Source organism: Lactobacillus huangpiensis, assembly GCF_019972815.1.
Taxonomy (GTDB): domain Bacteria; phylum Bacillota; class Bacilli; order Lactobacillales; family Lactobacillaceae; genus Lactobacillus; species Lactobacillus huangpiensis.
In genome coordinates this window covers 46,618-67,522 of the sequence record NZ_BPPA01000003.1, presented here as the reverse complement: position 1 = coordinate 67,522, position 20,905 = coordinate 46,618, and the positions used below count along the sequence as shown (strand labels likewise).

Annotated in this window: 20 protein-coding genes; 4 read left to right on the top strand and 16 right to left on the bottom strand. The window is 35.4% G+C overall.

Annotated elements, in window-relative coordinates; translation table 11 throughout:
* Positions 1-28: 28 nt before the first annotated feature.
* The 7 genes from yihA to rpsO all read right to left on the bottom strand — a co-directional run bounded on the left by yihA (position 29) and on the right by rpsO (position 7,894).
* On the bottom strand, positions 29-613 hold the full coding sequence (gene yihA / locus LDM90_RS03555; protein ID WP_223896608.1) for a ribosome biogenesis GTP-binding protein YihA/YsxC: 585 nt from the start codon (positions 611-613) through the stop codon (positions 29-31).
* Positions 603-1,880 carry an ATP-dependent Clp protease ATP-binding subunit ClpX gene (clpX, locus tag LDM90_RS03550; protein ID WP_198211766.1) on the bottom strand — a complete coding sequence of 426 codons (1,278 nt, stop codon included), beginning with the start codon at positions 1,878-1,880 and terminating at the stop codon, positions 603-605. Before clpX ends, yihA begins: the two co-directional genes overlap by 11 nt.
* 122 nt (positions 1,881-2,002) lie before the next feature.
* Positions 2,003-3,328, bottom strand: coding sequence for a trigger factor (tig, locus tag LDM90_RS03545; RefSeq protein ID WP_198211765.1), 1,326 nt, complete (start codon positions 3,326-3,328; stop codon positions 2,003-2,005).
* A 143-nt stretch (positions 3,329-3,471) separates the two neighbouring features.
* Positions 3,472-4,662, bottom strand: coding sequence for an elongation factor Tu (tuf, locus tag LDM90_RS03540; RefSeq protein ID WP_045928030.1), 1,191 nt, complete (start codon positions 4,660-4,662; stop codon positions 3,472-3,474).
* Between the two features lie 185 nt (positions 4,663-4,847).
* Complete coding sequence (locus tag LDM90_RS03535) at positions 4,848-5,681, bottom strand: tetratricopeptide repeat protein (protein ID WP_034979301.1); 834 nt, start codon at positions 5,679-5,681, stop codon at positions 4,848-4,850.
* 2 nt (positions 5,682-5,683) lie between these two features.
* Positions 5,684-7,465, bottom strand: coding sequence for a ribonuclease J (locus tag LDM90_RS03530; RefSeq protein WP_223898688.1), 1,782 nt, complete (start codon positions 7,463-7,465; stop codon positions 5,684-5,686).
* 159 nt (positions 7,466-7,624) lie between these two features.
* Positions 7,625-7,894, bottom strand: a complete 270-nt coding sequence (gene rpsO, locus LDM90_RS03525; RefSeq protein WP_034979304.1) for a 30S ribosomal protein S15 — start codon at positions 7,892-7,894, stop codon at positions 7,625-7,627.
* A gap of 200 nt (positions 7,895-8,094) precedes the next feature.
* Here rpsO and rpsT point away from each other — a divergent pair, with 200 nt between their 5' ends.
* Positions 8,095-8,346 (top strand): 30S ribosomal protein S20, encoded by a 252-nt coding sequence (gene rpsT / locus LDM90_RS03520; RefSeq protein ID WP_034979307.1) that lies wholly within the window; start codon positions 8,095-8,097, stop codon positions 8,344-8,346.
* Positions 8,347-8,416: 70 nt separating this feature from the next.
* Here rpsT and holA read toward each other — a convergent pair whose 3' ends face one another.
* The 9 genes from holA to typA all read right to left on the bottom strand — a co-directional run bounded on the left by holA (position 8,417) and on the right by typA (position 17,991).
* The gene (holA, locus tag LDM90_RS03515) at positions 8,417-9,403 is read right to left on the bottom strand and encodes a DNA polymerase III subunit delta (protein WP_198211764.1); all 987 of its coding nucleotides are present in this window, start codon (positions 9,401-9,403) and stop codon (positions 8,417-8,419) included.
* The gene (locus LDM90_RS03510) at positions 9,400-11,688 is read right to left on the bottom strand and encodes a DNA internalization-related competence protein ComEC/Rec2 (RefSeq protein WP_223896609.1); all 2,289 of its coding nucleotides are present in this window, start codon (positions 11,686-11,688) and stop codon (positions 9,400-9,402) included. Before LDM90_RS03510 ends, holA begins: the two co-directional genes overlap by 4 nt.
* Positions 11,657-12,382, bottom strand: a complete 726-nt coding sequence (locus LDM90_RS03505) for a ComEA family DNA-binding protein (RefSeq protein ID WP_223896610.1) — start codon at positions 12,380-12,382, stop codon at positions 11,657-11,659. The genes LDM90_RS03510 and LDM90_RS03505 overlap by 32 nt, the downstream gene beginning before the upstream one ends.
* Positions 12,383-12,448: 66 nt before the next feature.
* A complete protein-coding gene (locus tag LDM90_RS03500; protein WP_223896611.1) occupies positions 12,449-13,495 on the bottom strand; it encodes a SepM family pheromone-processing serine protease in 1,047 nt (348 codons plus the stop codon).
* Positions 13,488-13,982: a pantetheine-phosphate adenylyltransferase gene (gene coaD / locus LDM90_RS03495; RefSeq protein ID WP_223896612.1), complete on the bottom strand. Its 495-nt coding sequence runs from the start codon at positions 13,980-13,982 to the stop codon at positions 13,488-13,490. The genes LDM90_RS03500 and coaD overlap by 8 nt, the downstream gene beginning before the upstream one ends.
* Positions 13,982-14,533: a 16S rRNA (guanine(966)-N(2))-methyltransferase RsmD gene (gene rsmD, locus LDM90_RS03490; protein WP_223896613.1), complete on the bottom strand. Its 552-nt coding sequence runs from the start codon at positions 14,531-14,533 to the stop codon at positions 13,982-13,984. The genes coaD and rsmD overlap by 1 nt, the downstream gene beginning before the upstream one ends.
* Positions 14,530-14,904, bottom strand: coding sequence for a YlbG family protein (locus LDM90_RS03485; protein ID WP_223898686.1), 375 nt, complete (start codon positions 14,902-14,904; stop codon positions 14,530-14,532). The genes rsmD and LDM90_RS03485 overlap by 4 nt, the downstream gene beginning before the upstream one ends.
* Positions 14,861-16,048: an FtsW/RodA/SpoVE family cell cycle protein gene (locus tag LDM90_RS03480; RefSeq protein ID WP_223896615.1), complete on the bottom strand. Its 1,188-nt coding sequence runs from the start codon at positions 16,046-16,048 to the stop codon at positions 14,861-14,863. Before LDM90_RS03480 ends, LDM90_RS03485 begins: the two co-directional genes overlap by 44 nt.
* A gap of 101 nt (positions 16,049-16,149) precedes the next feature.
* Positions 16,150-17,991 carry a translational GTPase TypA gene (gene typA / locus LDM90_RS03475; protein WP_034979335.1) on the bottom strand — a complete coding sequence of 614 codons (1,842 nt, stop codon included), beginning with the start codon at positions 17,989-17,991 and terminating at the stop codon, positions 16,150-16,152.
* A 254-nt stretch (positions 17,992-18,245) separates the two neighbouring features.
* Here typA and def point away from each other — a divergent pair, with 254 nt between their 5' ends.
* The 3 genes from def to rnjA all read left to right on the top strand — a co-directional run bounded on the left by def (position 18,246) and on the right by rnjA (position 20,886).
* Positions 18,246-18,800, top strand: a complete 555-nt coding sequence (gene def / locus LDM90_RS03470; protein ID WP_223896616.1) for a peptide deformylase — start codon at positions 18,246-18,248, stop codon at positions 18,798-18,800.
* A 176-nt stretch (positions 18,801-18,976) separates the two neighbouring features.
* Complete coding sequence (locus LDM90_RS03465) at positions 18,977-19,201, top strand: DNA-dependent RNA polymerase subunit epsilon (protein WP_034979341.1); 225 nt, start codon at positions 18,977-18,979, stop codon at positions 19,199-19,201.
* A gap of 5 nt (positions 19,202-19,206) precedes the next feature.
* The gene (gene rnjA / locus LDM90_RS03460; RefSeq protein WP_198211759.1) at positions 19,207-20,886 is read left to right on the top strand and encodes a ribonuclease J1; all 1,680 of its coding nucleotides are present in this window, start codon (positions 19,207-19,209) and stop codon (positions 20,884-20,886) included.
* Positions 20,887-20,905 lie beyond the last annotated feature (19 nt).

Here is a 20,905-nt window from a genome sequence, read left to right as displayed (position 1 = left end):
CAATGAGAACCATTTTTTCTTGCAAATTTTACAGATTTTGTTCAATCCATTGCCACACTTCTTGAACATGCAACTTTTGGACAGAACTAAAAGTAATAACATCAACGTTATCATGATTTAAATCAAGTTTTCGTTTCAATATGGCAAGCACCTGATTTTGCTGACTTTTCTTAACTTTATCAATTTTAGTACAAACTACCAAAATAGGTATATTAAGATATAATGCATAATTATACATAGCTATATCATTTTTAGTAGGCTCATGTCTACCATCCACTAGGATAATTAGTCCTTGTAAGTTTGCCCTGGTTTCAAGATAATCTTGAATCATAGTACCAAACTGTTCACGTTTTTTTTGTGAAACTTTGGCGTAGCCATACCCTGGTACATCGACTAAATAAAAGGCATGATTTACTAAATAGAAATTAAGGGTTTGCGTTTTTCCTGGTTGTGCAGAGGTTCGCGCCAAGTTTTTGCGATTCAATAATGTATTTATTAAACTCGACTTGCCCACATTAGAGCGACCAGAAAGTGCTACTTCGGGCAAATTATCAGTTGGATATTGATCCTCGCGTACAGCACTGATTGCATACGAACTATCTTTAATGATCATTAGCTGCCTTTATTTCTTCATTATTTTCCTGATCATCCTCTTTACGTCTTGTTACGTTTGGTTCGGCATTTTTTTCAATGACATCTTCAGTAACTTTAACGTTTTCAATATCAGGCTCACTAGGAGTTTTATACATGATGCCCATCATCGCATTTTCAATTATTGTCCGCAAGCCACGTGCTCCCATATTTCGTTCGATGGCTAAATCTGCAATGGCTTTTAAAGCATCTGGGGTAAATTCTAAGTTAACCTGATCAAGCGACATCAATTTTTTATATTGCTTTACCAGCGCGTTCTTAGGTTCGGTTAAAATTCTAACTAAATCATTTCTATCTAACTTATCTAATGTAGCAATAATAGGAATACGCCCAATAAACTCTGGAATCAGTCCAAACTTGACCAAATCTCCTGTCGTTAAATGCTTAGTCCAAGAATCATCTTGTACTTTATTAAGCTCGTTTTCAGCACTAAAACCAATTACTTTTTTACCCAAACGGCTTTTGACAATTTGTTCGATACCATCGAAAGCTCCACCAACTATAAACAAAATGTTGGTGGTATCTATCTGTATTAATTCTTGCTGAGGGTGTTTACGACCACCTTGCGGTGGTACGGAAGCAATAGTACCTTCCAAAATTTTTAATAATGATTGCTGAACGCCTTCTCCAGAAACATCCCTGGTAATTGAAACATTTTCAGATTTTTTAGATATTTTATCTATTTCATCAATGTAAATGATTCCTCGCTCTGCGCGTTCTATGTCGTAATCTGCATTTTGTAACAATTTAAGTAAAATGTTTTCAACATCTTCTCCAACATACCCTGCCTCAGTTAAGGTAGTTGCATCAGCTATCGCAAATGGCACATCTAAAATGCGGGCCAAAGTTTGAGCCAAGTATGTTTTACCTGAACCTGTTGGTCCAATCAGAGCAATATTTGATTTTTGCAACTCAGTTGAAGAATCTACATCCATTTGCGTAACACGCTTATAATGATTATAAACTGCAACTGACAAAATCTTCTTTGCTCGCTCTTGACCAATAACATACTGATCAAGTTGCTTTTTGATTTCCATTGGCTTTGGCAAATCCTGTGCCTTTTTTAAAGAATCGGATTTTAACTCATCGTCAATAATTCTTTTTGAAAGATCTACACACTCATTACAAATATAAACCCCGTTGCCAGCAATCATCTTTTTAACTTGATCTTGTGTTTTATCACAAAAGGAACATTTAATTACCTCTTGATCAGTAAATTGTGAAGCCATTCTATTCCTCCTTGTATTTACAAGTCTAAGATTAGCATAAAATACGGGTGGTATATGAATTATATGCTTGTAAAAAATAAAAAGGCAGTACAACACCACCTTTTTACTCAGAATTTAAAACTCTACTTTTTATCAGACTTTTTTTCGTCTTTTTTAGTTTTAGATTTAGAAACTTGTTTTGCGTTGTCAGCTACAATATTAATAGCCTTACGTACATTGATATCATGCGAAAGCATGTCATCAGTCAGAGTGTTACGGACAGTTTTTTCATCCATATTATATTCACTAGCTAAATCTTTTATCTCTTTGTCAATTTCTTCTTTAGTAGCTTTAATGCCTTCTTTTTTGACAATTGCTTCAAGTACCAGGTTAGTTTTAACTCTCTCTTCAGCATCCTTAGCAAATTGTGAGCGTAATTGATCTTCTGTAGTATTAGTTATCTTGTAATATGTTTCAGGACTGATTCCTTGACGTTGCATATTACCTAGATATTGATTCATTTGCGTGTTAATGTCTTCCTGAATCATAGCATTCGGAATTTCATCAATAGTAGCATTGGCAACAGCACTTTCAATTGCGGCTTTTTCAATTTCGTCTTGTGCAGCTTCTTCTTTCTTCGCCTTAAGATCCTTCTTGATCTTTTCTTTTAAATCATCAAGAGTATCAACAGAATCATCAACATCTTTAGCAAATTCATCATCTAATTTAGGTAGCTGCTTCGATTTAACTTCATGAATTTTGGTAGCAAAATGAGCTTCCTTACCAGCTAAATCTTTTGCACCATAATCTTCCGGAAAAGTTACGACTACGTCTACATCGTCTCCTGCCTTGTGACCTATTAATTGGTCTTCAAAGCCAGGAATAAATGTATTAGAACCTAATTCAAGTGAATAATCATCCGCTGAACCGCCATCAAAGGCCTTCCCATCTACTGTTCCTTTATAATCAATGGTAACTGTGTCACCTTTAGCTGCAGCACTCTTCTTCAGTACTAACTCAGCATTCTTTTCACGCTCTTCTTTTAATTTGGCATCAACATCTTTGGCATATACTCGAGTGTTTTGTTTAGGAACTTCAACTCCCTTATATTCGCCAAGTTTTACCTCAGGTTGAACAGTAACAGTGGCTTTCATTTGCCAATCTTTACCCTTTTCCATTGAAACCGGCAAAATTTGTGGTTGACCTACAGCCGCAATATCAGCTTCCTTAATCGCTGCTTCATACGCATCTGGTAGAACAATATTCAATGCATTTTCATATAATGATTCTTCACCATAATATTGATCAAAGATCACACGAGAAACATGTCCTTTTCTAAAGCCAGGAACACGTAAGCTGTTCTTTACCCTTCTAAATGCTTGATTTAGCCCACGCTTTACATCAGCTTGGGGAATATCAAAAGTAAGTTCACCGGTAGTTTTATCGGTTTTATTCCATTTTACAGACATTAATTAAATACCTCCAATGTCAAGTTAAATTGCATCTTTACACACTAAATTATCTTACATTAAACGGTCGCAAAAAACAAACTTAGGCAAAAAAAGATGTACTTCTATGAAGAAGTACATCTTTTTAAACTGTTTTTAACGAACTAATCAAGAATTTCAGTAACTTGACCAGCACCAACAGTACGACCACCTTCACGGATAGTGAACTTAGTACCCTTTTCAATGGCTGCTGGTTTAATTAATTTAACAGTAAACTCTGTGTTATCACCAGGCATAACCATCTCAGTACCTTCTGGTAATTCAATTTCACCAGTAATATCAGTAGTGTGGAAATAGAATTGTGGACGGTAGTCTGAGAAGAATGGGGTATGACGTCCGCCTTCCTCTTTCTTCAAAACGTAAACTTGTCCCTTAAATTCGTGGTGAGTCTGAATTGAGCCAGGTGCAGCTAAAACTTGTCCACGAACGACTTGATCACGGTCAATACCACGAAGTAACACACCAACGTTATCTCCGGCTTCACCTAAATCCAAAGTCTTGTGGAACATTTCCAAACCAGTAACAACTGATTTAAGAACTTTATCTACCAAGCCGACAATTTCAACTTCATCACCAATCTTAACTGTACCACGATCAATACGACCTGAAGCAACGGTACCACGACCTGTGATTGTGAAGACATCTTCAACTGGCATCAAGAATGGTTTATCAGTTTGACGTTCAGGAGTTGGAATATATTCATCAACTGTGTCCATCAACTTCATGATAACTTCTTCTTGTTCCTTGTCTCCTTGTAAAGCTTTCAAAGCTGAACCACGGATAACTGGAATATCATCACCAGGGTAATCGTATTCAGTTAACAAGTCACGAACTTCCATCTCAACTAAGTCAATCAATTCTGGGTCGTCAACTAAATCAGTCTTGTTCAAGAAAACAACGATGTAGTTAACACCAACTTGACGAGCAAGTAAAATGTGTTCACGAGTTTGTGGCATAGGACCATCAGTTGCGGCAACAACCAAGATAGCTCCATCCATTTGGGCAGCACCGGTAATCATGTTCTTAATGTAGTCGGCGTGACCTGGGGCATCCATGTGAGCGTAGTGACGATTTTCAGTTTCGTACTCTACGTGAGCGGTATTAATAGTAATACCACGTTCCTTTTCCTCTGGGGCTGCATCGATTTCTGAGTAATCCTCTGCTTTAGCTAAGCCCTTTTCTGATAAAACTTTAGTAATAGCCGCCGTTAAAGTGGTCTTACCATGGTCAACGTGACCGATAGTACCAATGTTTACGTGTGGCTTTGTTCTTACGTAATGTTCTTTTTCTGCCATTAAAATGACCCTCCTGTAAATTTGCAAGAAGTCCGTTGAGTAAGTAACGGATAGTTCTCTGTTGAATATTGTACTACTTTCATTGGCAAATGCCTAGTATTTTAATGCATAGAGCCATGCCTAATGAAAACGTCCTTTGCTATTATACTAAATACTTTGAAAAAGTAAAGGCATTTTATCCAATTTTATTCGGATATATTATTATCGATTTTCTCAAACAGCTTCTGATTGCTTCTGCCATCATGATTATCAATATAAGAAGCAATATCACTGGCAAAACTGTCGGGATCATCAACATACTTATTTAGTTTAGGATAAAGACTTCCTAAAATCAAATTAACTTCACCTAATACAGCTGGAATTTGACTAGGCCTATGGTAGTATCGTGAGCCAATGCCTGAAACAACTTCACGATAAACCGGATCCTTTTCAAGCAAATTGATTTTCTTTGGAATAAATTCCTCTTTCTGCCCTAATACTAGCACTTTAAATTTACTGCTGAGACCAAGACGAAACAAATCCTCACATAAAACTAGGCGAACTGCGAAATTTAAACTCGGATCGATCAATAAGCTTTGTGCAAAATTTTTAAAATTCGATAAGTCGAGTTTAAATAGCTGCTCATAATCATATTTTGTCGGTTTGGATTTTTTCCTAAAAGCAACCATTATTTTTTGTTGCAATTCTGAACTAACAGGTTCTACCGAATCTGACAATTCATATTTAGTGACATTCTTAATTTCTAAGGCTTCAATAAAAAAATTGTTTTTTTTAAGAATTTTACTATATTCAGCAAAAATTTTAGAATTAGTGAAAAGATCCTTTTCTTCTTTAATTAATTCATAAGCAGAATAACTCTGCTTGTTCTTAATATATAGCTCACATAAATTAAGAACAACCTCGTCGCTGTGACCATCCCTTAAAGCTTCTTCTAAATTTTGAATAGCCTGAGCCAAATCACCATTTGCTTCATTTCTTTTTGCCAGATTAATTAAATTTTTTTGACTGAGTGAAGTCATAGTTAATCTTTCTTGATAATTCTTTGACCGGTCTTATTAACATCAACTGGGTGATGAGTTTCCTTTTTTGGCATATCATTTTTGCTATTTCTTTTTTGCATTGCTCGATGTCTGTTTTGGTTAACTTCCATTACAACTGGCAAAACTACCGGGCGTCTATTGGTTTTGCGGTAAAGAAATTTTTCCAAGTCATTACGAACATCCTGTTTAATTTCAGTCCAGTCAAATTTTTTGTGTTCGAAATTATTAGTTATTGTCTTTTTAATAAGCTCAATGCTGTCACGCATCAACTGCTGATTTGCCTTAATATATACAAATCCTCTGCTTGTAACCTGCGGTTGAGCAACAATTTTTTTCTTGCGACGATCAATAGTAACTACTGCAATAAAGATGCCATCATCGGACAAAACTTCGCGATCGCGTAAAACAATATTGCCCACATCACCAATTCCAGACCCATCAATCATTGTGTCCTCTCCAGGAACAGGATCCGTCAAATAAAGTCGTTTTTGATTAAAATCATAGCTTAAGCAATCACCATTTTTAGTGATAAAAATATCATCTTTTTTAAGTCCAGCTCTGATTGCCAAATCTTTGTGAATTTCCAGTAATCGATATTCACCTATTACCGGAATTAAAAATTGTGGCTTTATAATTTCAATAAGCAGTTGTAAATCACGACCCGTCGCATGTCCACTGGTATGTTTTGCTTTACCTAGTTGAATTACAGTACCACCAGCACGATAAACCATATCACTTGTTTGAGCCACAATAGTCTCTACTGAATGAGAAGGCGTTGTAGCAATAAAAACCAAGTCTCCCTTATGAATCGTTATCATACTGTGACGTTTTTTTGCCATTTTTTGTAAAGAGTTTAAAGGCTCACCCATTTGGCCGGTTTCAAGAATAACCGTTTTTTCATCAGGAGTTTCTTTTAAATCTTTAACACGCATCAACAAGCCTTTAGGAACATTCAAATAACCAAGATTCATGGCAGTACGGACTATTTTAGCTAAATCTCTGCCCGTCAGCAAAACGCGTCTGCCAGTTTTATGAGCGGCATTTAAGACTTCCTGAATTCTAATCAGATTAGATGCTTTGGCAGCGACAATTACTCTGCCCTTGGCATTCCGAAAAACATTTGTTACATAGTCCCCAATCTCCTGCTCGGCAACATTGGGCAAAGATGCTTCAGCATTTGAAGAGTCACTTAAAAGTGCTAAAACTTTCTTTTGTCCAATTTCTGCTAAGCGGTCTAAATCCGTACGGTACTTAGGGGCTGCAGAAGGATCAAACTTAAAATCTCCGGTATAAACAACTTCTCCTGCAGGAGTATGCACATCTATTCCTAGCGAATCTGGAATAGAATGAGTAGTCGGGAAAAATGATATATTAGCATTTTTAAAATCAATCTCTGTTTCGGCATCAATAACATGAAAAAGAGTGTTTTTACAGCGCTTATTTTCCCGTTTAACTGTTATTTTTGCCAGTTCTATTGTGAGCTGTGACCCAAAAACTGGTATATCATACTTTCTCAAAATATACGGCAAAGCTCCTATAGAGTCTGCATGTCCATGTGTTAAAAAGATACCGACCACCTGATCAGCATATTGCTCAAAAAAGTCTAAATCTGGAATAACCAGATCAATTCCAAACAATGTGCTGTCAGGATATTTAAGACCAGCATCAAGAACAAAAATTTCATCATTAACTTGAACAGCGAACATGTCTTTTCCTTGTTCACGAACGCCGCTCAAAATCATAATTTTAACTTGATCAGTCATTATATTTCCTTTTCCTTAATTTGCTATTCAGTTGTTATTTATGGATCATATGATCACAACGTAAAAAGTATCTTTTTTTATTCTAGCATAAAATGGTATTTTGACAAAAATAAAAAAGCCGATTCCTAATTGAATCAGCTTTTCTGACATTTCAACTAATTAACGACGCAAACCTAACTTCTTGATTAATTCACGATAACGATTAATATCCTTATTTTGTAAATAACGAAGTAAGTTACGACGGTGACCTATTTTCTTCAACAAGCCAACATATGAATGATGGTCATGTGAATGATTCCGCATATGTTCAGTCAGGTTGTTAATATCTGTAGTCAAGATAGCTACCTGAACCTCAGTTGAACCTGTATCACCCTCGTGAGTCGCAAATTTTTGAATTATTTCATCTTTTTCTGCTTTTGAAATTGCCATATTATTTTCACCTTTCACTAGAATAATTGCCGTTAACAACGTTAACCGTCAGGTGTGAGCGCGCAAACAGCGTTAACGGTTCACAACAATAGTATAATACAGACAAATTTTTTAAAAAGCAAGTATTATTTATCTTGCATCTGCATTTATCTTTCAGTATAATCTATAAAGTAGAATTACGATCAATGGAGGTGAAATTTATGCCACAAATCAAATCAGCTATTAAGCGTGTTAAGACTCAAGATGCTACAAGAAAGCGTAATGCTGCTCAAATGAATCAGTTAAGGACTGCAGTTAAAAAGTTTAAGACTGCTCAAGCTGCCGGTGCTGAAAATGCCTCCGAATTACACGTAGCTGCTGCTCGTGCATTAGATAAAGCTGCTTCTAAAGGTCTTATTCATAAGAATAAAGCTAACCGTGATAAAAGCCGTTTAGCAAAACTTGCAAAATAACGATCTTGCTTAATTAAAAAATAAAAAGACAGAAATGATTTCATTTCTGTCTTTTTATTTCTACCAAAATTCAAACACTGAGAATAAAAAGTTTTAAGAAATTGTCTTCTCGGTATTGACCACTCTTATAATTAAAATCCAACTTAATTGCCTGCTTTAATAATCTTGCTATCTTATCTGGCGATACTCTATTTTTTAGAGCTAATTTAACTCGGTATGGATGAACACCCAGCGTTTTTACAATTTCAGGTTCACTGCGTCCTCTCTCTTTAAGAACCTTAACAATCAAACTCATTTCTAACTGATTTTCAAATACAGCAAGAATCTGTATTGGATTGTTGCCATTGTGCAATTGATTACTTAGTCTTGCCAAAGCTTCCTGGTAATTGCTATTTAACGCTGAATCCAATATGGCAAAAATATTTTGTGCTAATGACAAATCAACATTTTTTTCAACTAATTCAGTTGTAATTTTTCTGTTATCCGTAATCATTTTCAACTTATTATAATTACTCAAAACAGTATCTACCACTTGATCGCTGCGTTCTAATAAAAGATTTAAAGCAGAGCTAGTAATTTGATACCCCTCCATAGAAATCAAATTTCTGATAAATTTACTCAATTCATAGGGTCGAATTTCAGTTTCAACAACATTAAAATGATTCGTAATGAGCTTTGTTATTTTCTTTCGCCGATCAATTTTTTCATATGAAGAAACAATTACTAAAATATCATCCAGTTGCGTAATATTCTCAAAAATATTTTGCAGTTTTGAAATTTGCTTTTGAAATTTCTTAGGGACTTTTGCTGTTAGAAAAAATGGATTTTTAATTGTTATTACCTTTTTCTGACTGAAAAGACTCGATTCAGTGAGATCAGCAATTAATTCATCTAACCCTTCTGAATCGCAATCAACAGAAATTTTCTCATATTCTGACAATTCTTCCTCATGAATATATGAATCAGCAATATATTCGTTTAAGAAAGCGTCACCGCCATTAATCAGAGTATGAGCAGTTTTCTTATTAGAATCTTTAAATAATGAAAGTAATGTCATTTCTTAATCACCGGTAAAAATCTTTTGAATTTAGGCTTCACAAAAGCACCATAAGTCCAAGTAATCATACCACAGTCTTGTGTCGATGCCCACGGAATATGTTGAGTCTGCAGAGTTTCTATGGTCTCAGGATGGGGATGACCAAAGCGATTTCTGCGACCAGCAGAAATAAAAACTCTTTCTGGACGTAAAGCTTTTAGGAATTCTTTATTTGAAGCAGTACGACTACCATGATGACCCAGCTTGAAGTAATTAACATGCAAATGGTACTGATTCATGATCTCCAACTCACCTTCTTGACCTAAATCGCCAGTAAAAAGCCATCTTTTGCCGGCCAGTTTAAATGTTAAAGAAAGAGAATCTTCATTTTTTCCTAAGCCTGGCTTAAAAGGATAAACAGTCTGAAAAGATAGTTGAGAGTCATTAACTTCATTCCCTGCTAACAATTGTATAATTTGGTCTTTCTTGATTTTTCCAGTGATTCTTTTTTGAAAAGAAGGATTTTGAATTAGTCCTCGTGCCACATATAATTTTTCTACTTTGATTTGATTCAAAAGTGGCTTCAAATCACCTACATGATCTGCATCTTGGTGTGTAATAAATATCCCGTTAATTTTGCTTATACCCTGTGCTTTCAAAAATGGGAGAGTAATTTTGTTAACCTGCGGATTTATTTTTTTGCCATTAAAATTAAGTTTTCCGCCGACATCTATTAAATAAACTTTTCTAAAAATCGGAGTAGAAATAAAAATGCTGTCTCCTTGGCCAACGTCAATGAAAGTTACTTGACCTTGAAGTGGGAAATGAATTGTCAAAAAAACTAATCCATATATAAATAAAAGACATACTATAAATCTTTTTATTATTTTTTTACAGTTTGGTTTTTCATTTATCCAAATCAATATAATAGACGTCAGAATTAATAAAAAAAGACATTGCCACCAGTTTATTTTGCCAAATGTTAAAAGGCCGATTTTACTGTTAGAAATTTGTGCAATTTGCTTTTCTCCAAGTTCAAGTATCCTTTCAAATAAAATACTGCATTTTGGATTAATTCTAAAGATCAACAAGTTTAAAAAGGTTAAAGGCATTACTACCCAGTTGAAATATGGCACAATTAACAGATTAAAAAAAACAGTTAGTATATTAAATTGAAAAAAGTAAAATAAAAGCAATGGCAGTAAGAGATTATTTAAAGAAAATGACTGCTTAAATTTAGTCATGTGATTAGTCATTTCCAAACCCAGGGCTAAAATATAGCTTAGAACTGCGCCAGTACTCATCATTAAACGAGGATTGATTATTAAATGCAAGATTGCAGTAAGTCCAAGTAAATCACTTTTGTTAATTTGCAATTTATTTATAGAGAAGAGTTGACCCAAAATATAGGTCAAACTTGCTCTGATAAAACCAACTTGACTATTACTGAGAAAAATCCCTACAAGCAAAATAATCAAACAAAAAACAAATGTCTCGCCCTCTGTTAATTTTAAAAAATAACAAAATTTACTGATTAGTAAGGTATAAATACCAACATGCAGACCAGAAATACTCAAAATATGAATTACGCCAAGGTCACGATAATTATTCAGAATTGTTTGAAATCTTCGACTTGGATTTTCACCTAGGATCAGTTCACTACTAAAAAAAGATAAAATTGGTGGCATTTGCTGAAAAAATTTTTTTAAATTGAATCGCAAAAAATGCAAATAGTTCCAAATGCCACTCTTGTCAATTTTAATTCTATAGCTTGTTAGTTTAACTTCTTGAGAAATATTTTTATATCGATAAAATTTTTGCAAGTCAAATTGTCCATAGTTAGAAGCCGGTTCAATCGGATTTACATCACCAGATAAACAATAAAGTTTAACTCTGTACCCTGATTTTATTTGTTGTATCTGGCTTGAGTTTATTCTCCCAGAGACTTTTACTTTGCCTTTTTCTACTTGACCATCAACTGTGAACCAATCGTCAAAAATATCAATTTGATCAGGGTAAAAAACTATTTGAGATCTTGGACTGACTACAAAGTCAGTTTGCTTTTTATCGAAGCAAGTTGCAAAAAAAGCTATAAAAAGTATTACAAGAGAAAACCATCTTAAAGAATTAAACTTATAAAAAAGCAAATATGAGAGATAAGCGGCTATTAAAAAAGAACATGACTTTTGAATTAAGGTATCGCATTGATAGTATAAAAAACTTAAATCTATCAGTAATAATGCTAATACAAGAAGGAAACCTGGTTTTAAAACATCAAACTTCCAATTGGTCTTTAAGTGCCACAAATGTTTTTTCTCCGATTCCAGATACCTGCTTCAGTTCTTCTATGGATTTAAATTGGCCACTCTTTTGACGATAAGCAATAATTTGCTGTGCTTTTTTCTCTCCAATACCATTAAGCTGTTGTAATTGTTGTGCATTTGCGGTATTGATGTTTACTTTATTGCCTGCAGTCGTTGGACCACTATTGTTGCCATTAAATTCACCAGAAACCGAGTCAGATGAATTAGATGAAACCGATTCTACCACTTGATCTGCCTTTATTTTTTCTCCTTTATAAGGAATATGAATCTTATCCTGATCTTTCAATATCAAAGCCCGGTTAACCCTTTTTAGCTGAGCATTGCCTTTAATACCTCCTGCTGCGGCAATCAACTCATTCAATCGTGCTCCATTTTTTAGTGTGTATACTCCTTGATGATTAACCGCACCTGAAATGTCACACGTGACATTTTTAGGCTTATCTGCAGCAATTTCTTCTGTTTTTATTTCATTTGAGTTCGTTTTACCAGTCAAGTTGTCAGTGTTGTCTTTTTTACTTTGCAAAAACTCAGTGTTTTCATCATCGAAATCACTTAAATTTTCGTTGGATCCTGACTTCTTAAGCTCAATTAAAAAAACTGCCATTAGACATGCCAATCCAATGAAAAAATACTTTTTGTGCTCATCAATAAAAGTTTTTATTTTTTCCCAATCCATTTTCTCAACTCCTATTTTTAAGTACGCAAAAAAGCCCAAAAACTTTTGGACTTTTATTAATATCTATTAATATTTTTCTTGTAAATAATGGAGTGCATCATCAAATGTGCGTACAGGAACAATTTTCATTTTTGTTCCTATCTGCTTGGCAGTTTTTTTAGCAACCAAATAATTACTTGCACTTTTTTTCATTCCAGCCGTATCGACAGGTGCAAAAAAGACCTCAGCTCCAGCTTTGTCAGCAGCCACAACTTTTTTATCGACACCACCAATCATACCTACTTTTCCTGACGGACTAATTGTCCCAGTTCCGGCAATTTTATGACCTTCAGCTAAGTGCTTGCCGGAAAAAACTTCATAACTTGTTAAAGTGAACATTAACCCGGCAGATGGTCCTCCTATTGCACCAGCATTAATTGTAACTTTTGGCTTAGTTTCGACCTGTACATGCTCCACCAACTGTATTCCGATGCCAGGTTTGCCTGTACCTTTGACCTCGACAATTTTTCCTTTAAAATTGATTTTTTTCTGTTCTCGCACAACATTAATTACAGTTTTAGAACCTAACTGCTTTTTTTGAAAATAACTGATCATTTCTTCTGTTGAGTGAAATTTATGACCATCAGCACCTAAGACAGTGTCTCCGATTTGCAATTTGCCTTTAAAGCTTGAACCCTTTAGTACCTGCATAACGTAAACACCTTTATAGTGGAGTTTAGGTTTTAGTCCCGCCTTTTTGGCGGCATAATATATAGCATTTTGTTGACTAGTTTGCATATACCAATTTTGTAATTCTTGGTATTGACTACTGCTTGATCCACCTAACAATTCAGTTTTTGGTATACGACTAGCATGTTTTTGGGTAAAACTAAAAAGATATTCCCATACTGTTGCCGGTTGACTCGTTTCACTAACAGTCACTAAATAAAAGTTACTTGGTGGTTTAACCTTGCTTTTTACAAATTGGCCAATTGAAACAGCACTGCCTGGCATTTCAATATAATAATTGGTTGGCCAGTTTAAGCCAATAAAAACCAGAAAAAATGTCAAAATAATAAATAGCCATTTTCGAACTTTTGAAAACTTCTGGAGTGGTTTCTTTTCATTATTCATGTTTGTTATAACCTATTTTTTCTTTTAAAGCCTGTGCTGCTTTAGTCGGCAAAAAGCTAGCAAAATCACCATTAAATTGTGCAATTTCTTTTATAATACTGGACGCAACAAAACTATTTTCTGGCTCAGTAAAAAGCAAGACGGTACTTATATCATTTGCCATTTTTTTATTCATTTCTGCAATCTGCTGTTCAAATAAAAAATCTGTAGTATTTCTTACTCCACGCACGATTGTATTTGCTCCTAAATCATGTGCAACGTTAATAGTAAGCTGGTTAGGCTTTAGCAATACTTGAACATTTTTCAGATCTTTAACGGCATCATTAATCAAGTCTTCTCTTTCTTCATTTGTGAAAAGATATTTTTTAGCCGTATTGACCATCACCACTACATAAACTTTATCAAATATCGCAGCAGCCTGATTGATTATATCAACGTGCCCTTTAGTAATAGGGTCAAAACTTCCTGGAAATATTGCGACACTCATTAATATTCCTTTCGATAAAATCGAACAATAGTTTTACCTAAATGTTTTTCCTTAATTAGCTGAAAGCTACTACTTGTTTCTAAATTTGTTTGATCATCAGTTTCAGCCACCACTACTGCATCACTGTTTAACAGTTCTAGGTCAACCATTTTTGCCATATCATCTGTAATTCTTTGTTTAGCATAAGGTGGATCTAAGAAAACAAGATCAAATTTTTGTTTTTCTTCGGCAAATTTACTTAAAGCTGCATTGCTAGACATTTTATATATTGAAAAAAGTTCAGGCTCTTTTGTCAAAGCAACGTTTTTATGAATAATGTTAACAGCCTGATAATTAATGTCTACTATTGCTGCGTGAGAGCATCCCCGAGAAACAGCCTCAATTGCCAGTGCGCCACTTCCCCCGTATAAATCTAAAACTTCTCCACCATTAAAAAATTGACCTAATGAATTAAACAGCGATTCTTTAACCTTATCACTAGTTGGTCTTGTTTTCTGGCTTTTCAACGTAAATAAATTGCGTTTGGCGTATTTTCCGGAAATAATTCTCATAATATTTGTTCTGTATCTTCCTGACGTTCCTGTAATGTTTTTTCGGCTTTTTTGACTAAATCTCTAATTTGATTCTCAATATGGTCACTGGACAGATCAATTTGATTCCAATTTGATTTTTCTACTTTTTCGACAAAATCAAGTGAATTCAAGTCGTGGCAAACTTGTTCAATTTCTTTTTTATTTACATACATAATACAGTAGGCAAATTTCTTTGAAAAATAAACAATATCGCCATATCGTCTCAATTTGTACTGATCACTAATTGAATTTAAAAAAACAATAAGACTCTGTCTCTGAATAATATTTTTATTTGCTAAATCCTGTTCAATGCTCATTTGCAAACCTTTCTTCATTTTTAATTCGTTCATTTGCTGAAATATTCAAAACGATGCCAATAGCTGCCGACAAAATTATTAAAGATGATCCACCGTAAGAAATAAATGGTAGCGTGACCCCTGTTATAGGCAATAATCCAAGCACTGCACCCACATTAAAAACTGTCTGTGTAAAAATAATTGTAGCCACTCCAAAGCATACTAAGGCATTAAATTGTGAACTGGCATGAATACCAACTTCCATAATACTCCATATTAAATAAAAAATTAGACCTATCACAACTAGAGCACCAATAACCCCTATTTCTTCTGCAATTACTGCTAAAATGAAGTCTGTATAAGGTTCAGGCAGATACCCTCTTTTTTGCATGCTATTGCCCAGACCCACACCAAATAAGCCACCATTATGAATAGCATAATATGAATTAACCAGTTGTGCTCCGCCTTTTTGCTCCAATTCAAACGGATGAAGGAAAGAAAGAAAACGACGGTACTGGTACTTATTTTGCAGAAATTCAGGATTCCATTTAATAATCAGGAAAACGAGCAGGTATACACCTACTGCAATTCCAATAAGACATAAAACTGCATTTTTCGCTGGCACACCAGAAACCGAAAACATAACAATGACAATCATTGCCAAAACTGCAGTACCACCAAAATCAGGTTCGAGAATTACCAAAAACATCATAAAGGCAGCTAAAATTGCTGGTCTGGATAGGTTTTGAATAATTTGCCCTTTTTTAAAAGACCCATCATGTCGATCTAAAAAATAAGCTAAATAAATTATTAGGGATAATTTGGCAATTTCCAGAGGCTGTATCTTTATTACTTTTAAATCAATCCAACCCACCGAACCATTGACGGCAGCAGCGGAGCCCTTGAAAATTTTCAAGCAAATAAGATAAAAAAGTAATAAAATGCTGATCCCCAGAAACCAAACAACAAACTTACGGCTTTTGAAAATATCGAGTTTTAAAAAAAAACAGAGAGCGCCAAAAATAAAAACGGCAAAAAAAGCGTACACGGCTTGGCGAATACCGTAAACTGCCGGATTAAACCCATTCACAAGCAAGATATCTGAGCTAGCAGAATAGACCATCACTATTCCAAAGACCACTAACAAGATATAGGGCAAAAAAATATTGTAATTTAAATGGTGAAGTTTTTGCCGCACAAGCCTACCTCTCCTTCTGTAATAAATTAACCTTTATTATAAGCATTATAAAACAAAAAGAGCACCACTTCATCAGTGAGTGCCCTTCTTAAAAAAATTATTTATTTCTTATTACGTCTTTTATCGGCTTTTTGTCTCTCAGAAGTATTTAAAATTTTCTTTCTTAATCTGATTGAATCAGGAGTTACTTCACAATATTCATCATCATTTAAGAATTCAATGGCTTCTTCAAGGGTCAAAGTCTTAGGAGTTCTAATTGCAGCAGCGTGATCTTTCCCAGCAGCACGTGTATTGGTTAAGTTTTTACCTTTGATAACGTTAACGGCAATATCACGATCTCTCGATGACTGGCCTACAATCATTCCCTCATAAACTTCAACACCTGCACCAATAAACAATTCACCACGTTGCTCAACTGTTTGCAAAGAATACGTGGTTGATTTGCCCTGACTAATGGAAACTAAAGCACCATTTTGACGACCCGGTTCCCAATTCTTAACAACAGGTTTATACGAATCAAAACTATGGTTCATAATGCCGTATCCTCCAGTTTGGGACATAAATTCATTGTTATAACCAATAAGCCCACGTGAAGGAACTAAAAAGTCAAGCCGAGTTTGATTGTTACCTGTGGATGCCATATTCTTCATCTCTCCTTTTCTCTGAGAAAGTGAATCAATGACAGAACCAACGTATTCATCAGGGGTGTCTACTTGAACAGCTTCAAATGGTTCGCACATTTTACCATCAATTTCACGGTAAATAACCTTTGGTCTTGATAATTGCAATTCAAAACCTTCACGACGCATTTCTTCAACCAAAATTGAAAGGTGAAGTTCACCACGACCCGAAACTGTCCAAGCATTTAACTGATCAGTAGGTTCAACACGTAGTGAAACATCAGTCCGGGTTTGCTTAATTAAACGATCTTCCAATTTCTTTGGTGTTACTTTGTCACCTTCACGACCGGAAAATGGTGAGTCATTAGCGACAAAATCCATTTGCAGTGTAGGTGGATCAATCTTAAGAAGAGGTAAAGCCTCTGGATTTTCAGCCGAAGCAATAGTTTCACCAACAAAAATATCGTTAATTCCGCTAATAGCAATAATATCGCCTGCTTTAGCTTCTGTGATTTCATTGCGCTTCAACCCAAAGAAACCGAACAGTTTAGTAACTCTAAAGTTCTGAGTAGAACCATCACGTTTCATAACAGTGATATTATCGCCAACTTTAACTCGTCCACGATAAATACGACCAACACCTATACGGCCAACATAGTCATCCCAGTCAAGCATTGTAATTTGAAATTGCAAAGGATCATCAGAATTATCAATTGGTGCAGGAATAGATTTAATAATCGTGTCAAAAATAGGATTCATAGTTTCTTCCTGTTTTGACGGATCAGGATCATAAGAAGAAGTACCATTTAAAGCTGAAGCGTAAACAACTGGGAAGTCAAGCTGCTCATCGTTTGCTCCTAATTCAATAAATAATTCGAGAACTTCGTCAAGAACCTCTTTAGGACGTGCGCCAGGACGATCAATTTTATTGATGACTACAATTGGCTTCACTCCGGCTTCTAATGCCTTTTTAAGTACGAAACGAGTTTGTGGCATAGTGCCTTCATAAGCATCAACCAATAATAAAGCACCGTCGACCATATGCATGATTCTCTCAACTTCGCCACCGAAATCGGCATGTCCCGGAGTGTCCAAAATATTAATAGTAGTATCACCATATTTAACCGCAGTGTTTTTAGATAAAATAGTTATACCACGCTCACGTTCAATATCATTTGAATCCATTGCACGATCTTCCAAAGCCATGTGTTCAGGGAGAGTGTCGGATTGTTTCAACAATTGGTTAACCAAAGTAGTTTTACCATGGTCAACGTGCGCTATGATAGCTATATTTCTAATATCGTTTCTTCTTTTTTCTGACAAAAGTATTCCTCCTCCACTCCTCAATAAAAAAACTGTGACGTGGTCACAGTTTCGGCGGCACGTCAAAAACATGCTGATCGAAGTGTTTCATATCTGTATATTTACGCTCATTGATTTTACCACCTAACTGTTTAAGGGTCAACGTTTATCCCTCTTTTTCAAATTAAAAATTTAGTATAGAATAAAAAGCAGACAAATTAGTTTATTTTATGTTACAAATATAACTATAAACTTTTATGAAAGAGTGAATGTAATTGATTTTAATGAAAGATATTACCCGTGACGGTAACCCAGTATTGCGCAAAGTAGCTAAACCACTAACTTTTCCGTTAAGCGAACACTATCAAAATTTGGCTAAAGAAATGATGGAATATCTAGTTAATTCGCAAGATCCAAAAATTGCAGAAAAACATCAATTGCGTGCTGGCGTAGGTCTAGCTGCCCCACAGGTCGGTGAAAGCGTTCAAATGGCCTCCTTACTGGTACCAAATGACAAGGGCGATATTGTTTTTAAGGAAACTTTTGTCAATCCTGAAATTTTATCCGAATCCGTGAGACAAGCTTGCTTAAGTGAAGGTGAAGGATGCCTGAGTGTAGACAAGGTAATAGATGGTTATGTGCCTCGTCCTGATAAATTAAAAATTCATTACTATACTGTAGCTGGAGAAGAAAAAACTATTCGCTTAAAAGACTACCCAGCAATTGTTGCATCCCATGAAATCGAACATTTACGGGGACATCTTTTTTATGACCGTATCAACAAGCATGATCCATTTAAATTAGCTGAAGATACTATAGTCATTTATTAATTTAATTAAAAAAATTTTTAGCCGTCATTTTATTGCTTTGACGGTTTTTTAATAAAGCCGTCAAAACTTGATTCTATACTTGTTTTTGCATGTATGGTAGAATTTTACTAGCTATTGGATACTTTATGTTATCCAAAATTAGAACGTTTTATTAACTGAATAAGGAGAATACAAATATGATCTACAAAGTTTTGTATCAAAAAGACAAGGTTGTCAATCCTAGACGGGAAACAACCCAAACTCTTTATCTTGAGGCCGACAACATGGTGGCCGCAAGAACAATGGTTGAGGAAAATACCCCCTATAATATTGAACTCATCCAAGAATTGGCTGGCAATTCGTTAACTTACGAAAAAGAGCACGCCGATTTTAAATTAACCACTTTTGAGAGTAAGAAGTAGTCTCTGTGCGTATTAAAAATAATGAAGTTGCTGTAGTTGCAATCGGGGGGTTGCACGAAATTGGCAAAAATATGTACTGTGTACAATATCAAGACGAGATCATCATCATGGATTGTGGAATAAAGTTCCCGGAGGATGACCTTCTTGGTATTAATTATGTGATTTCTGATTATTCTTATTTAATAAAAAATCGCAAAAAAATTAAAGCTCTAGTTGTTAGTCACGGACACGAAGACCACATTGGCGGGATCCCCTTCTTACTTGAAAAGATTCCGGAAATTCCGGTATATGCCACACCTTTTGCACTTGCTTTAATCAAAGGAAAACTTGAAGAACACGGCATTCTGAGGACTACAGAATTACATGAAGAACACGAAGACACAGTTCTTAAATTTAAAAAGTTGACCGTTACTTTCTTCAGAACGACTCACTCGATTCCTGACACTTTAGGTATAGCCGTACATACTCCACTTGGTGCAGTAGTATTTACAGGAGATTTTAAATTTGATTTAACGCCTGTAATGAACCAACCCGCTCCGGATTTTCAAAAAATGGCTAAATTGGGCAATGAAGGAGTTTTGGCACTGCTATCAGATTCAACTAATGCTGAAGTAACGCAATTTACTAAGTCTGAACGCTTTGTCGCTAAATCCTTGCATGACATTATTACTGGGATACATGGAAGAATAATTTTTGCTACTTTTGCATCTAACCTCTACCGTGTTTCAACTGCCATCCAAGCAGCCAAAGATACGGGTCGCAAAGTTGCAATTTTCGGGCGTAGTATGGAAAACGGTGTGCAAAACGGCATTGATCTAGGCTACTTAAATGTACCTGACGGCTTAATTGTTGATGCTAACGAAATAAACCATACTCCTGCAGAAGAAGTTATGATTTTATGTACCGGATCTCAAGGTGAACCTTTAGCTGCTCTTTCAAGAATAGCTAACGGCACGCACAGACAAATTAGTTTACAGCCTGGTGACACGGTTATATTTTCATCAAACCCAATTCCTGGAAATACTTTGAGCGTTAACCATTTAATTAATAAATTAATGGAGGGTGGCGCTAGCGTTGTTCACGGCCGAATTAATAATGTTCATACTTCAGGTCATGGTGGCCAAGAAGAACTAAAAATGATGGTTCGCTTAACTAAACCCAAATATATGATTCCAGTTCATGGCGAATACCGCATGCAAGTCATCCACACTGAACTGGCTCAAGCAGCTGGAGTCCCTGCTGATAATACTTTCGTTTTAGAAAATGGTGAAGTTGTTTGTTTTGGACCAGAGGGTTCAAGAATAGCCGGTCATATTCCAGCAGGTGACGTATACGTTGATACTTCAGGCACAGCTGATGTTGGTAATGTAGTTGTTCATGATCGCCAAGTTTTATCTGAAGATGGACTTGTTGTGGTTGTCGCTACAGTCGATTACAAGCACAAGCGCGTCTTAGCAGGGCCTGATGTCTTAAGTCGGGGATTTGTCTATATGCGCGAATCTACTGAACTAATCAATCAGGCTCAGAAACATATTTACCATATTATAAAATCGGAAATGGACAAAATGGATCACCCTAAAGACAGCGTAATTCGTAATGCAATTATTGCTAATCTTTCTGATTTCCTGTATTCTAAAACTAAAAGACGGCCGATGATTTTACCAATATTAGTTGAGAAAAAATAAGCAAAAGCCCATTCTTGAG

Excerpts from the sequence above, each read along its gene's own strand:
- yihA (WP_223896608.1), bottom strand. The coding sequence starts at position 613 with ATGATCATTAAAGATAGTTCGTATGCAATCAGTGCTGTACGCGAGGAT.
- clpX (WP_198211766.1), bottom strand. The coding sequence starts at position 1,880 with ATGGCTTCACAATTTACTGATCAAGAGGTAATTAAATGTTCCTTTTGT.
- tig (WP_198211765.1), bottom strand. The coding sequence starts at position 3,328 with ATGTCTGTAAAATGGAATAAAACCGATAAAACTACCGGTGAACTTACT.
- tuf (WP_045928030.1), bottom strand. The coding sequence starts at position 4,662 with ATGGCAGAAAAAGAACATTACGTAAGAACAAAGCCACACGTAAACATT.
- LDM90_RS03535 (WP_034979301.1), bottom strand. The coding sequence starts at position 5,681 with ATGACTTCACTCAGTCAAAAAAATTTAATTAATCTGGCAAAAAGAAAT.
- LDM90_RS03530 (WP_223898688.1), bottom strand. The coding sequence starts at position 7,465 with ATGACTGATCAAGTTAAAATTATGATTTTGAGCGGCGTTCGTGAACAA.
- rpsO (WP_034979304.1), bottom strand. The coding sequence starts at position 7,894 with ATGGCAATTTCAAAAGCAGAAAAAGATGAAATAATTCAAAAATTTGCG.
- rpsT (WP_034979307.1), top strand. The coding sequence starts at position 8,095 with ATGCCACAAATCAAATCAGCTATTAAGCGTGTTAAGACTCAAGATGCT.
- holA (WP_198211764.1), bottom strand. The coding sequence starts at position 9,403 with ATGACATTACTTTCATTATTTAAAGATTCTAATAAGAAAACTGCTCAT.
- LDM90_RS03505 (WP_223896610.1), bottom strand. The coding sequence starts at position 12,382 with ATGGATTGGGAAAAAATAAAAACTTTTATTGATGAGCACAAAAAGTAT.
- LDM90_RS03500 (WP_223896611.1), bottom strand. The coding sequence starts at position 13,495 with ATGAATAATGAAAAGAAACCACTCCAGAAGTTTTCAAAAGTTCGAAAA.
- coaD (WP_223896612.1), bottom strand. The coding sequence starts at position 13,982 with ATGAGTGTCGCAATATTTCCAGGAAGTTTTGACCCTATTACTAAAGGG.
- rsmD (WP_223896613.1), bottom strand. The coding sequence starts at position 14,533 with ATGAGAATTATTTCCGGAAAATACGCCAAACGCAATTTATTTACGTTG.
- LDM90_RS03485 (WP_223898686.1), bottom strand. The coding sequence starts at position 14,904 with ATGAACGAATTAAAAATGAAGAAAGGTTTGCAAATGAGCATTGAACAG.
- LDM90_RS03465 (WP_034979341.1), top strand. The coding sequence starts at position 18,977 with ATGATCTACAAAGTTTTGTATCAAAAAGACAAGGTTGTCAATCCTAGA.